This is a genomic window from Ignavibacteria bacterium (genome assembly GCA_025612375.1).
Classification (GTDB): Bacteria; Bacteroidota; Ignavibacteria; order Ignavibacteriales; family SURF-24; genus JAAXKN01.
Genome location: JAAXKN010000014.1, coordinates 13,346 through 27,507, shown reverse-complemented (window position 1 = coordinate 27,507; position 14,162 = coordinate 13,346). Strand labels below are relative to the sequence as shown.

Genomic DNA, 14,162 nt, shown 5'->3' with positions numbered 1-14,162 from the left:
AGAAAACCACTCCGTGGTTTATAATATTTATAATTTTAAATTACCCTGCCGGGAAATTCATCATTCTCCGGGGGGCTTAAAATGCAACTGTAAAGAGGTTCATTCTGTATTGGAGAGTGCTGTTGTAGAGGTCTTTATGCGAATAGGATAAGGCAATGCTCCTGTAGTTATCAATATTGGCGGAATAGCCGGAGGATTTGGGGTGCGGGGCTACAAAGTTGGCGTAGACCATTGAGCCTATAAGCGGGCATGAAAGGCCTACAACGTATGGTATGGCTGAATCTCCTTTATTTATTAAAGCCGCAAGTCCAATACCAACACCAGTACCCAGGACAGAGCCTAAAACAGTACCACCAAACGTTACCTCCGGATTATCATGGTGCGCGAACAGGTAAACTCCCAAGCCGGTTCCAATGATGTATCCGGCACCGACTCCAATGGCTCCCCAGGCGACATTATCCCATTTGTCGTTTTTTGAGTTCTGGTCGCTTGCACCTGAGAACAGCAGTGCCATAGGGATAGCACAAATTGCACCTGAAACAGGGCCTAAGAACACCTCGCCTATTATAGTGCCTGCCGAAGGTGAGTACGATTCCAAAGGCTTGTTTAATGAAGCAAGGGAATCTGTCTGCGCTGAGATGGAAGCACAGAGCATGAGTGCAATAAGGAACGGGGAGAATAGCTTTTTCATAAATTTACCACAACTACTGTAAAATGATTAAATATTCAGGTGCCTTAAAATGCTATATTAATAAGGTTTACATTATATAAAACTGTGCTATTATAAAGATCTTTGTGTGAGTAACCCCTCTGCTTAAAGCTATATTTTCCAGCCGTGGGATAGAAGTCGCTGAATTGCGGTTCCGGCACCACATAGTTAGCGTAAATTATTGCAGATACGACGGGAGCAGCAAAAAATGCGACGTACTGGGAGGTCCCGTAAGGAAACAGGCAGGCCAAACCGATTCCGGCTCCAGCGCCAAGGAATGAATAGCCCAGTGTACCCCAGAAGGTGACATTAGGGTTTTCGTTGTGCTCCACAAGATAAACAAAAAGGGCCGATCCTGCAGTGTATCCCACCCCTGCCCCCACTATAGCGTAAGGAAAAAGGCCGAGTCCTTCCGACCCGCCAAGGGCGCCAACGCCTGCCGAAGCGAACAATGAAACGTATGCCACAGCAAAACCGGATAATGGGGCCATGATAAGTTCACTTGCAATTCTTCCGGTCGGGTCGCTTTTTCTCTTAAAAGCATCTTTTATAAAGAGTAGGGAATCCTGCTGCCTGAGCTGAGCAGACTCTTCAGGGCTGAAATGCCTTTCGAAGGTCAGCGTGCTGTCGCCAGGAAGATAATTCCAGATCCCGTTTTTCTTTTCCATTGCCTCATGTTCTGCTTCTTTATATCCGGCGTAAAATTCATCCGGCACAAGGCCGGTAAAGCGGCCGAAGCCCTCAAGAAGGTACTCTTTGTTATAATCTACAGGCCCCAGAGGGTAGTCCTTCTGCATGAAGACGAGTTCATAATTCTTAGTTGTATCCTTTGGAAGCAGCGGGGCTATGGAAAAATGCCTGTTCAGGAAGACCGACCTGGCGTAAATGTATGCCCTCTCGGCTACATCCCTCATGTAAGGAGCCGGGTGGTTCTTTGAGGGTGCATCCACGCCTGCAAGCTTAATAATTTTACCGTCAAATGTTTCAAACAGGTTGGAATCGAGGATTGTTTTAATCCTTACGGTCTGCGCTGAAACGGGAGCGCAGAGGGTTAATGCAAATAAATAAATGAAAAGCCGCATTTTCATAAAATTCCGGATTGTTGGTGTTATATTTTATTAGAATGTTATGCTGAAAAGGTTAAGATTATAAACAACCGTGCTGTTATATAGGTCCTTGTGGGAAAATGATTGTACCGGAGGCGTGAATGCCTGATAGACGGAATAATAATCCTTCCCTTCGGAGCGCGGTGACATCAAATTAGCATAGACCATTGCTCCGACAAGGGGTCCGGCAAAACCAATTACATACGGTACAGATGAATCTTTTCTGTACACGAGGGTTGCAAGCCCGACGCCCCCCGCAGTTCCAACAAAGGAGGCTGTAAGTGTACCGAGGAAGGATACATTGGGGTTTTCACCATGTGCTACTGCATAAACGCCGAGGGCATTTCCTGTAATATAGCCGAATCCGGCTCCCAAAGCTGCCCAGCCCAGGACACCCCAGCCCTGGTTTTTTCTATCCAGTGCACTAAGACCGGCAACCAGGTATGCGCCGGGCAATGCAGTTACAAAGCCTGCCACGGGGCCTAAAATCACCTCACTTATTATCACTCCGGCAGATAACCCGGATTTCCTGACAGGCTTTCGCATAAAAATAAGGGAATCCTTCTGAGTATAATGGTTAATCTCCTCAGAGCTGAAAGGCCTGTCGAGCACCTCGGTGCTGCCGCCCGTAACCACCTTCCAGATCCCCCTTTCATGTGCCAGGGCCTCCTGTTCGGCATCCCTGTATTCATTATAAAATGCTTTTGAGACACTCCCGGTAAACCGGCCGAAGCCCTGCGAAAGGAACTCCTTATTATAATCCAGAAGTCCCAGGGGGTATTTTTTCTGCATTATCACGAGCTCGTAATCTCTTGCCGAGTCGCGTGGAGCCAGGGAACTAATATTGAAAGTCCTGTTCAAGAAAACCGACCTGGCATAAACATAGGCTTTATCTGCGACACTTCTTAAGTAGCGGTCGGGATGATTAAGATTAGGAACATCCAGGCCCGCGAGCTTAATTACTCTTCCGTCGTCAGTTTCAAACAAATTGGAATCTATTATCTTTTTAATCTTTGCCGTCTGTGCCTGGCTGTAAGTACACAAAATGAGCACCAGGAGGAACAGAGATAAAACTTTTAACATCAGGCTCCCGTATTGTTACAGAAATTTTGGACTAATAGGCGTATCTGACCCTGAATTTCAGCACGGTTTCCTCGTTCTTCTTGACGGGGACTTTGAAAGTCACGGTCTGGGCATCTTTTTTCTCATAATTTATTGACGAAGAAAGAATTTCCCAGTTAAGTCCCATCATCCTTTCCACATCTACCGTTATATCTTCTTTTTTCCTGTTTCTGAGCTTGATTTCAAAAGCCTGTTCATAAACCTTGTCGGATATGCGCACGTTATCGGTCTGGTTTTCCTCGGCAACTATGTCGAACGCGTCGCCAATCCTAAGTTTTATTTTCTCGTCCTTAGGCGTATGGTCTGTCATATCCTCGCCAACGAACTCAACTGTTTTGCCGTCGGATTTATAAACCCTTACCTTGCCAGCCGGCATCGGAAGACCGAGGTTATTCTTCTGTGTGTTTTCAAATTCCACTGCAACGGCAACCTTAGGCTTCTGGTTCTGCTGGCCGTAAGTATAGACAGGGAATCCGCTTCTGTAGAGGTATTTTTTAGTTACGTTTATGTTATCCGCCTGGAAAAGCGAGATCTGTTTTGTTTCATTGTTGTTAAGCGTTGCAGGACGTTCCAGGTCATAGATATGGTATTCGAAGAATTCCCTTTCCTGGAACTGCTGCCCTGAAGATTCAGCAAGGATGTTAACGTCCTTTCTGAACATGGGTGCGGGCTGCCTCTGTGAGACGAGGTTTACGTTGCCTGCAACAAGTTTAAGTCCGGCATTTTTATACGTTGTACCCGACTGGTTTTCGATGCTGACCCATGAGTTAAGAGAAAGCTTTGTATCGTTTTCGTTTAGGACCGCGACGTACTCAGCGTGCCAGTTCATGCCTGCTGTCTGGTAGGATATTTCCACATCCTGGTCCTTTGATGAAGGGCTCTGGACGGTCCAGACGAGCGTAGGTTTTGTAATAAGGCCTTCTGGAAGCGAGCCCACGCTGATGCGGTATTTTTCGGTATTAGGGAGCATGATAAGTCCGCCGTCTTTTTTCTGGAGGACAATCTGCGGGCCCTGAGCCGAAAGGAGCCGGCCTTCAAGGAGCTCATCTTTTTCGCCCAGGAGCTGAACGTTCTGGTCGAGATATTTCTGCAGAATTTTTTCCATGCTAACCAGGTCGTACTGGTAGTTTTGTTCGAGCACTTCGCCCTGGAGTTTAATATGGACGCTGGTGGGGTCGATGAGCTGTGCGACGTTCCTTATAGAAATTTCAGAGCGTCCTGAATTTATGTGTAAAGGTCTTACGTCTTTAATTACGCCTAGGTTCTGGTTATAGACCGTGACGGAAAGGGATTTAGGTTCCGCCTCCTGGGCGTAAATGGATTGTACGGATAAAAATAATAAAGTTACAGGTATGATAAGTTTCTTAAACATTAAAGTCCTCCGGTGAAAGATGATGTGTAATTTAAGAAGATGCCTTAATAAAGGCAAAGCAGGAATGGAGAATATAAAAATTAAAGGGCAGGTTTAATGTGCCTGCCCTTTATATGTTTATTTATGAACTTTTTCCTGTTCGTGTGACGTCATGTATTCGTGCATTACGCTGTGCTTGCGGCCGTAGCCGAAATAGATTACGAAGCCTATTGCAAGCCATACGAAAAGCCTGAGCCAGTTTTCCTCAGGAAGCGAGAACATGAGCATAAGGCACGTAAGGATGCCTGCAACGGGAACAAAAGGAACCCACGGAGCCTTAAAGGGTCTTTCGGCCTCGGGGTGAGTTCTGCGCATAATAAGAACAGCGGCGCAGACGATAACGAAGGCAAAGAGGGTTCCGATATTTACCAGTTCGGCAAGGATTCTAAGGGGCAGAAGTCCTGCCAGTATGGCGACAAATATTCCCGTAAGGATTGTTGACTTCCATGGTGTGCGGTATTTTTCGTGAACAGATCCGAACACATCTTTAGGAAGCAGCCCGTCGCGCGCCATAGCGAGGAAAATTCTGGGCTGGCTTAGCATCATAACAAGAAGGACTGACGTTATGCCTGCAAGGGCGCCGAATGAGATAATGAGCTGTGCCCACGGGAGTCCCACCTGCTTAAAAGCGTTTGAGACGGGGGCATCTATATCGATTTTATCGTAAGGCACCATGCCAGTAATAATTGCTGAAACAGCAATATAGAGCACGGTACAAAGAAGGAGCGAAGCAATAATTCCGATCGGAACGTCGCGCCTCGGGTTTTTGGCCTCCTCGGCATGAGTTGAAATTGAGTCGAAGCCGATATATGCAAAGAATATAGTAGCAGCAGCTGCAATCATACCGACCGGGGCGCCTCCGAGGCCTGTTTGTCCGAAGACGGTTTTACCGAAGAAGCTGATGCCCGACCATCCGAAGGGGGCGAAGTTGTTCGTCCAGTTCTGTGTATTTATATAGAATGCGCCGACTATAATTACAAAGAACACAATGATGAGTTTTATAATTACCATTGTGGCGTTAAAAGACGCGCTTTCCCTTATTCCCTTTACGAGTATAATAGTAATGATAGCTGCAATAATAATTGCGGGAAGGTCTATTGCAGTGCCTGTTCCGGCAAGTAGGCCCGTATCGGGATTAAAGTCGAATGGCGCGCGTGTAGCCCAATATGGAATCCTGAGGCCGAATATGCCTATAAAGTCCTGGAAGTAATGGCTCCATCCGTGAGCCACGGTAGCCGAAGCTACGGCGTATTCGAGAATGAGGTCCCAGCCTATAATCCATGCGAACATTTCGCCCAAAGTGGCATAGGCATAAGTATAAGCAGAGCCTGCCACGGGAACCATGGAAGCAAACTCGGCATAGCACAGGGCAGCGAAGACGCATGCAAGTCCTGAAATGACAAATGAGAGGATGATTGCCGGGCCGGCCTTATCGTGAGCAGCGACGCCTGTAAGCACAAATATACCGGTCCCTATAATTGCGCCCACGCCAAGGGACGTGAGGGCTACGGGTCCCAGTATTCTGCGCAGGCGGTTTTCGCCTTTCATCTCTTCGAGGAGCAGAGACAAAGGTTTTTTTGCAAATAATTGCTTCATTTTTCACCTGCTTAGATTACTAAAAAAAGAAATATTGTAGTATTTTACGAAAATCGCACATTCAGCTTTAATTTGCAACGTCCGGCGTTATAAAATATTAAACTCTGGAAAATGAGCTAAATATTTATAATATTTTGTTATCAGGGTGTTATTTCTGGAGAAAAAATCTTATTTTCTACGAAAGAGATAACTTTCTGTTCTGTCCAACTATTGTTTATTAAGAAGTACAGGACTGCATGGGTGTATGAAATGCATAAATAATGATTGCGGTAATCCATTCATTCCTGCAATCTTTTTTTTTCTTAAGACGTGCATATCCCTCCCATTTAATCCCGAATCCAGAAAAGCAGTTCTTTTGCCTGGTATAATTATCTAATATATAATAAAACAGGAGATAAAAGATGGAAGCCAATCTGATTTTGGCAATCAGCATTCTGGGACTTTTATTTGCCGCATATCTAACACGCTACGTTCTAAAGCAGGAAACAGGAACCGCAAGGATGCAGGAGATATCGAATGCCATCAAGGTAGGTGCAGAAGCTTTTCTGAGAAGGCAGAACAGGACGATCATTTACCTTGCCATTGCACTTGCAGCCTTTATATATATAATTTACGCCTTTGTCAGAACCCAAAACCCTCACGATCCGGCCAGTCCCTCGCAGCTTGCATTATGGACTACGATATCATTTGTGCTGGGAGCCGCCTGCTCGGTTGCAGCGGGATACATGGGAATGTGGGTTGCAATCCGTACAAATATCAGGACGGCAGCAGCAGCCATCAAGGGAATGAACGGTGCGCTCAGGATTGCCTTAAGAGGCGGCGCAGTTTCAGGTTTCTTTGTTGTTGCAATGAGCCTGTTGGGTGTTGCGGGACTCTTTTCAGTTGTAAGGCTTCTTGGAGTTACGGATGACCCGTCGAAGATACCGCTTCTTATCGTGGGCTACGGATTCGGGGCAAGCTTTGTAGCGCTTTTTGCACAGCTTGGAGGAGGCATTTATACAAAAGCGGCCGATGTGGGAGCCGACCTGGTGGGCAAGGTTGAAGCAGGAATTCCGGAAGATGATCCGAGGAACCCGGCAGTTGTAGCCGACCTTGTAGGAGACAACGTGGGCGACTGCGCAGGGCGCGGCGCCGATCTGTTTGAATCCACTGCGGCTGAAAACATCGGTGCAATGATACTGGCCGCGGGGCTTTACCGCGCAAACGCCGGGGTGTTTGAAGCGCAGGGGCTGACGCTTCTTTCAGTACTCCTCTTCCCTCTTGTTGCAAGAGCATTTGGAATTGTGGCTTCAATAGTAGGAGTTCTTGTTGTAAAGACAAATGAAGAAGAAGACCCGATGAAGGCCTTAAACCGCGGATTTTATGTTACGGCGGGGCTTGCCATGGTGGGATTTTTTATCGCCTCAAAGTGGCTTTTAGGGACATACTTTCTGAACTTCTTTTTCTGCGGCGCAATAGGCGTTTTAATTTCACTGGCTTTCGTTTACCTGACCCAGTATTACACTGAATACCGCTACCGCCCTGTCAAGTATATTGCAGAAGCCTCACAAACCGGCGCGGCAACAAATATTATTGCGGGACTAGCAGTCGGCATGGAATCCACGGGATTCCCTGTACTGGTAATAGGAACGGGCATTGTAAGCACTTATTTTTTGGGGCAGAACTCGGGGCTTAAGGACGCGGGGCTTTTCGGGACGGCTGTAGCAACGATGGGTATGCTTGGAACGGCGGCCTACATTCTGGCTATGGACACCTTCGGTCCCATTACAGACAACGCCGGCGGAATTGTTGAGATGAGCCAGCAGGAAGAATCTATAAGAAGGAAGACCGACCGTCTGGATTCGGTAGGCAACACAACCAAAGCGCTTACGAAGGGTTACGCAGTGGGTTCGGCAGCGCTGGCGGCATTCCTTCTTTTCGGAGCATATATTGATGAAGTAAGAAATTACGTACCGGGCTTCCAGCCTGTAATTAATCTGAACAAGCCTGAAGTGTTTGTTGGAGCAATACTTGGCGCCATGCTGGTTTACATTTTCTCTTCTCTTGCAATTAAAGCCGTGGGGAAAGCCGCGTATTCAATTATACGGAATGTCAGAGACCAGTTCAGGAATAATCCGGGAATTATGCTCGGGACTTCAAAGCCGGATTACGGTCAGTGCGTTGACATTGCAACCAAGGCAGCGCTGCAGAAGATGGTTGTGCCGGGGTTATTGGTTGTAGGCATGACGGTAGGAGTGGGGCTTATATTCAAGTATGTTTATTATCTGGGCGGCGGAGCAGCGAATCCAAATGGCGCAAGCGGAGCCGAAGTAATTGGCGGATATCTGATGGTGGCAACAATTACGGGTATTTTGTTTGCGTTATTCTTAAACAATGGCGGCGGCGCGTGGGACAATGCGAAGAAGTTTATTGAGACCGGAGCTTACGGCGGAAGGCACACAGAGCCTCACAAGGCTTCGGTTGTAGGCGACACCGTTGGAGATCCGTTCAAGGATACGGCAGGCCCGTCGCTGCACGTGCTGATAAAACTTTTAAGCACGCTTACGCTGGTATTGGCACCGTTATTTATTTAGGGATTTCGATGAATCCATTTTCCGATATTCCGGCGTCCCACCGGGCTGCGCCCGGTGGCTATCAACATGATGCCGCTGACCGCGGCATCCATTTTCTTATATACCGCTTAATTGCTTTGTGTTTACTGGCAGGGGATTTCCGCAACCCAGCCGCCGCCTTCGATGGGCATGCCGCCAACAAGTATTTTTATAAATTTCATTTTCCCTGTTCCGGTCAAAAGTGAAAATTAAATTATGGAATAAAAGATAGAAAAAGGAGTTTAAGAATACAAAATAAAGTCAGATCATAATTTACTGTTATCTGAAAGATTTGTCCTCAGATTCAATACATCTTTCATCAATATTTCCTTTACTCTTTCGGGCTCTTCGTATAAGGGACTGTGGGCGGACCTTTCAAATGTGTAAAAGGCTTTTGCCGGGGCTTCAAGCTTCTTAAAATATGCTTTGGCTAAATCTATGTTTACTGTTAAATCGTATCTGCCGCTGAAAAAGTAAACCGGGATTTCAAGCTTAGGAATTTTTGCCGCAAAATCAGTTGCCAGGATCTGATCAATTAACCCGGTCTTTTTCAGGAATGAAAATTTTGAGATCCAGATATTGAATTTCTCTCTTAAAGTATATGCCCTGCACGTCCATACAGGAATAAATATGTCAAAGAACACGGATTTCATGTTATGCATGGTTCCAATTCCAAGTTCATGCATAGTCTCGTCACGAAGCAAGGATTTATAAAACGGTGCGATATAATTATCCGATTCCAGAACGGGATATTTTTTCAGCTCTTCAAGAGTTTTCTTATTCCCGGAGCGTGAATATTGTTCCACCATGAATTTATATGCCAGTTTTTCAGATTCTTTCTGGCGGGTAATCTGCGCCATTGCGATATAGGCAGAATAGAGTTCCGGAGCTTTTACCGCGGCCATCAAGGCAATAGGGGTGCCGCCCGAATGGGCCATAATGAATATTTTATCCTTCTTAAAGCGCCTGCGGAGGTAATTTGTAACTTCAATTGCATCGGAAGTCAGCTGCTCCAGAGTCATGCTCTTTAGCGGAATATCTGAACTGTATGAAAGTCCCCCACCGCGTTGCTCCCAATAGCAGACTGTAAAACAGTCCTCAAGCCCCGGCCTGAACTTATCTATAAGGAAATAATTCGGGAATGCAGGGCCACCATGCAGAAAAAGAAGCACGGGATTACTTATGTTCTTACTCTTTATGAACATCCCCTGCCTTAAGCCTCCGATTTCAACAAATGTTTTCTCAGAGAGGCTTTTAGGGACCGGCCTTCCGCTTTGATCCAGGTACTGGTCAGGTTTTCCGGGACTATAGATCAGCACGAGGGCCAGTAAGACCAGGATAACCGAAAGAATGCCGGCAAAGATTATTAGCATAGCCTTTAATCCCTTTCTGAAAATATTTTTCATAATACATGCCCCGGGGAAAGATCACATGAACGGATAGCCACTAAAATAGAATTGGGTTCAACTTAATGAATTTGTTTTTGTATGTCAATCGATGGTTTAATTTAATACAATTCATCATTTCGGAATGGGAACATTGCGCGGCAGCCCGTGGCGCCGCCGCAGGAAGGAGTTGTGTGCTTTTCACAGATATGTCTCCAGAAGCCAAATAACACATCAAATATACAGCGTTTCAATCACTGAATGACATAACTTCCTGAAAAACACATTTCTTTTCATTTGTTTGTCCCATAATGGTGCATCAAATTAAATGGCGCCTTCAGTCTGCTTAGACAGATAGTTCTCGATGCCCATTTGTTCGATCTGAGAGCGCTGTGCTTCAGCCCAATCGACATGTCCCTCTTCCATTTTCAGTATCTTTGTAAGCAGGTCGACACTGCCTTCGTCAGCCACCTCATGGGCGGTTTTAACAGCAGCATTGTATGCCTTTAATCCTGTAAGTTCCGCGGCTTGATCGTTAGTTACCATCTCAGGAACCGTTTTACCGATCTTCATTGGATTAAGCGTTGAGACGGCGGGTGTGCCATCAAGGAAAATGATGCGCTGAATGAGCCATTCGGCGTGGTGCATTTCATCCATTGCCTGCTTTTCGATCGCCTTGTGGAGCTTTTCATAACCCAGATTGCTGCACATCTCTGCATGTACCATATACTGATTAATGGCTGTAAGTTCATCAGCCAGGCGCTCGTTAAGCACTGTGAGAATCTTTTCGTTGCCTTTCATGTTTGATCTCCGTTAAACTTGCGTTTATTATTTTATGAAGTTTATGCTTCAGGATATAATATAACTTATATGAGGCTATAAAATGAATCAATCGGGCAAAAGATCGAAAAAGGAACTACATCTTTCGGTGTGAGAAAACAAAGCGGAAAAGGTTTTAATTGTAGAAGTTCAATACTTCATCCGGATGAAAACAGCAAAAATCGCATAGATATGGGATATTCAATCCTTAACTTTTGCCCTGATGTCTTGTAAAATATTTTCCAAATCCTTATTATAAATACAGGGCCAAACATTCCTTTAGACATGAGACCAGATCAAAAGATATGAAAAAAAGCACAATTTTCGTTATCGAAGACAACCGGCTGCTGCGTGATGGAATTTGCGCAATCCTCAAAAAACAGTCTGATATGAGTGTAGCCGCGGCAGTTGGCAATGGCGAAAATATATTGGCAATGATGGACAGTTTCCTACCCGAGGTTGTGCTGCTTGATCTGGGTTTAAGAAGCCAGAATAGTTTGGAAGTCGTAAAGACAATAAAAAAGCATTCGCCGGAAGTTAAAATAATAGTTATGGACATTATTCCGCTTGAAAATGATGTCTTTGAATTTGTTCAGGCTGGTGCCACGGGTTTTATACTTAAAGATGCCGACATTACCGAATTTATTAAAACCATCCGTTCAGTTCTCAAAGGAGAAAGAATATTGCCGCCGAACTTGACCGGGTCGCTATTTTCTCAAATTGTTGAGCATGCCATGAACGGTTCGAAACCTTCCTTAATCGTAGAATCGGTCCGTATGACAAAACGCGAACGTCAGGTGATACTGCTGATTGCAGATGGTTTTACCAACAAAGAGATTGCCCAGAAGCTTCACCTCTCGACCTACACCGTCAAAAGTCACGTGCATAACATTCTTGAAAAGCTTTCGCTTCATACGCGCGTTCAGATAGCAAACTATGCCCATATTTCCCAGTCATATAAGACCGCGACAGACGAGATTTCTTTCATAGGAAATTAAAATTTCGCGCCGTAAACCCGGCATTAAGATTTAGCCCACATATCATCCTTTTGAGGGATTGATAAGGAGCCGCTTTTAGCCGTATCTTTTTGATATGATGCAGATGTAGAAAATGACATCCCTCAAGGGCCTTTATTTATGTTTCCGGGAGAAAGGGAGATGATAAAGATAAGAATGCTGCTAATTGAAGATAACCGAACGCTTAGAAAAGGAATAATTGATATTCTTGCGCCATTTAAGGATATTATAATAATAGGCGCATCCGGCAGCAGGATTGGAACGCCAGATAAAATAAAAAAGTTAAAACCAAATGTAATCCTTCTGGATCTGGGGCTTCGAAGCCAGAACAGTTTACTTATTGTGGAAATTGTGAAGAAAGATTTTCCCAAGACAAAGATAATTCTTATGGATCTTGCGCCCGTTCAGGCCGATATACTGCAGTATGTAAAGGCAGGTGCAAGCGGCTTTATACTTAAGGATGCGTCACTTAATGATTTCCTTGTAACCATCCGTTCCGTAGCTGAAGGCTCAACTGTCTTACCTGCTCTCTCAGTTGATTCGCTTTTTTCAGAGATTGTTGATCACGCATTCAGGGCAAGTAAATCCGGACTTAAAGATGCAATCAGGATTACAAAGCGGGAACGTGAGGTTATTGAATTGCTTAGTGAAGGGATGAGAAACAAGGAGATAGGGCAAAGGATCCATATTTCTACTTATACAGTAAAAAGTCATATTCATAATATCATGGAGAAGCTGGCATTGCATACACGGCTTGAGACAGCGAACTATTTTAATACTGAAGGAACACCGAATGCAATTTCCGGGGGTATCTCCATTATCCACCATTGATTTTCGGCAAAACGAGACTGAAGTATAAAGAGGACAATGCAAATGAACATTTTACTGGTTAATCCACTCTACCCCGCCGATACATTCTGGGGATTCAGACATGCATTGAAATTTGTATCGAAGAGAGCAAGTTTCCCGCCTCTGGGACTATTAACCGTAGCGGCAATCTTGCCTGAAGAGTGGGACAAAAAGTTAGTTGATATGAACGTAACCAGCCTGAAAGATTCAGATATACTGTGGGCCGATTACGTATTTATAAGTGCAATGTCAATTCAAAGCAGGTCCGCCGATGAGGTAATACAAAGGTGCAAAGTGCTGAATAGAAAGATTGTAGCAGGCGGACCATTATTTACCAGCAGCCCGGAATATTATCAGAGTGTTGACCACCTGGTGCTCAATGAAGCCGAGATAACACTCCCTGAGTTTTTAAGTGACTTGAGCGGAGGGAAGGCTAAACATATTTATACCACAGAAGATTGGGCCGATATAACACATACTCCTCTGCCTAAATGGGATCTTGTAGCTCAGAACAGGTATACCTCAATGAACCTTCAGTATTCAAGGGGATGTCCTTATGATTGTGATTTTTGTGACATAACAGTGCTCTATGGAAGAAGGCCGCGCACAAAAAACAGGGAGCAGGTGCTCCTGGAACTGGACGCTTTATATAAAACAGGCTGGCGGGGACCCGTGTTTTTTGTCGATGATAATTTTATAGGCAATAAAGGGAAATTAAAGAAAGATATTCTGCCTGCAATTGCGGAGTGGAACAAAAGAAGGAATTATCCATTTTACTTCAGCACCGAAGCCTCGATCAACCTGGCTGATGATGAGCTTCTGATGCAGCTTATGATAAGGGCTGATTTCGATGCTGTATTTATAGGGATAGAATCACCGAACAAGGAGAGTCTGGTTGAATGCAACAAGACGCAGAACAGCAGCCGTGATCTGATCTCATGCGTAAGGAAGATCCAGGCCTCGGGTCTTGAGGTTCAGGGTGGATTTATTGTGGGTTTTGACAATGACCCGCCTTCAATCTTCGATAAGCTTACAGACTTCATTCAGGAAAGCGGAATTGTAACGGCAATGGTCGGGCTGTTAAATGCTCCAAAAGGCACCAAGCTTCAAAAAAGGCTGCTTCAGGAAGAAAGGCTGCTAAATGATTTTAACGGCAATAACACCGACCTTTCCATCAATTTTGTCCCGCGCATGGATCATGATGTACTGATCTCCGGTTATAAAAACATTGTAAGGACAATATATTCCCCCAAATATTTTTACGAACGGGTAATGCACTTTCTGAAAGATTTTGAGCCAAAGACAAAAAAGGTATTTCATCTCAATTCCAATTACATAGCAGCCCTCTTCAGGTCCATTGTAAAATTAGGAGTAATTGGTGAGGAAAGGTTTTATTACTGGAAACTATTCATCTGGACCTTGTTCCGCAAACCAAGGCTTTTTTCCCTGGCGATATTGTTTACGATTTACGGGTATCATTTCAGGAAAATATCCAATGGATTTAGTCATATATATAATAACTCCGAAAATTTAAGAGCCGGATAATATATGAATTACG

The 14,162-nt window shown here is 44.9% G+C and carries 12 protein-coding genes; 5 read left to right on the top strand and 7 right to left on the bottom strand.

The features are described from left to right. Positions 1–76: 76 nt before the first annotated feature. The 5 genes from HF312_10755 to HF312_10735 form a co-directional block, all read right to left on the bottom strand. Positions 77–691 carry a hypothetical protein gene (locus HF312_10755; GenBank protein MCU7520683.1) on the bottom strand — a complete coding sequence of 205 codons (615 nt, stop codon included), beginning with the start codon at positions 689–691 and terminating at the stop codon, positions 77–79. Between the two features lie 44 nt (positions 692–735). Beyond that, complete coding sequence (locus tag HF312_10750; protein MCU7520682.1) at positions 736–1,791, bottom strand: thermonuclease family protein; 1,056 nt, start codon at positions 1,789–1,791, stop codon at positions 736–738. Between the two features lie 36 nt (positions 1,792–1,827). Then, on the bottom strand, positions 1,828–2,898 hold the full coding sequence (locus HF312_10745) for a hypothetical protein (GenBank protein ID MCU7520681.1): 1,071 nt from the start codon (positions 2,896–2,898) through the stop codon (positions 1,828–1,830). Positions 2,899–2,929: 31 nt separating this feature from the next. Beyond that, positions 2,930–4,309, bottom strand: coding sequence for a DUF4139 domain-containing protein (locus tag HF312_10740; protein ID MCU7520680.1), 1,380 nt, complete (start codon positions 4,307–4,309; stop codon positions 2,930–2,932). A 117-nt stretch (positions 4,310–4,426) separates the two neighbouring features. After that, entirely contained in the window at positions 4,427–5,944 is a 1,518-nt protein-coding gene (locus tag HF312_10735; protein ID MCU7520679.1) for an amino acid permease, read from the bottom strand. Between the two features lie 401 nt (positions 5,945–6,345). On the opposite strand from HF312_10735, the gene HF312_10730 reads away from it, so the two are divergent. Both HF312_10730 and HF312_10725 read left to right on the top strand, forming a co-directional pair. After that, on the top strand, positions 6,346–8,517 hold the full coding sequence (locus HF312_10730; protein MCU7520678.1) for a sodium-translocating pyrophosphatase: 2,172 nt from the start codon (positions 6,346–6,348) through the stop codon (positions 8,515–8,517). Between the two features lie 8 nt (positions 8,518–8,525). Then, positions 8,526–8,741 carry a hypothetical protein gene (locus tag HF312_10725; GenBank protein MCU7520677.1) on the top strand — a complete coding sequence of 72 codons (216 nt, stop codon included), beginning with the start codon at positions 8,526–8,528 and terminating at the stop codon, positions 8,739–8,741. A 60-nt stretch (positions 8,742–8,801) separates the two neighbouring features. Here the strand turns inward: HF312_10725 and HF312_10720 are convergent, their stop codons facing one another. Next, complete coding sequence (locus HF312_10720) at positions 8,802–9,941, bottom strand: alpha/beta hydrolase (GenBank protein MCU7520676.1); 1,140 nt, start codon at positions 9,939–9,941, stop codon at positions 8,802–8,804. Between the two features lie 303 nt (positions 9,942–10,244). Next, positions 10,245–10,721, bottom strand: a complete 477-nt coding sequence (gene bfr / locus HF312_10715; GenBank protein ID MCU7520675.1) for a bacterioferritin — start codon at positions 10,719–10,721, stop codon at positions 10,245–10,247. A gap of 323 nt (positions 10,722–11,044) precedes the next feature. On the opposite strand from bfr, the gene HF312_10710 reads away from it, so the two are divergent. The 3 genes from HF312_10710 (at position 11,045) to HF312_10700 (ending at position 14,149) form a co-directional block, all read left to right on the top strand. After that, positions 11,045–11,737 carry a response regulator transcription factor gene (locus tag HF312_10710; protein MCU7520674.1) on the top strand — a complete coding sequence of 231 codons (693 nt, stop codon included), beginning with the start codon at positions 11,045–11,047 and terminating at the stop codon, positions 11,735–11,737. 405 nt (positions 11,738–12,142) lie between these two features. After that, on the top strand, positions 12,143–12,586 hold the full coding sequence (locus HF312_10705) for a response regulator transcription factor (GenBank protein ID MCU7520673.1): 444 nt from the start codon (positions 12,143–12,145) through the stop codon (positions 12,584–12,586). 42 nt (positions 12,587–12,628) lie between these two features. Beyond that, a complete protein-coding gene (locus HF312_10700) occupies positions 12,629–14,149 on the top strand; it encodes a B12-binding domain-containing radical SAM protein (protein ID MCU7520672.1) in 1,521 nt (506 codons plus the stop codon). The last annotated feature ends 13 nt before the right edge of the window (positions 14,150–14,162 follow it).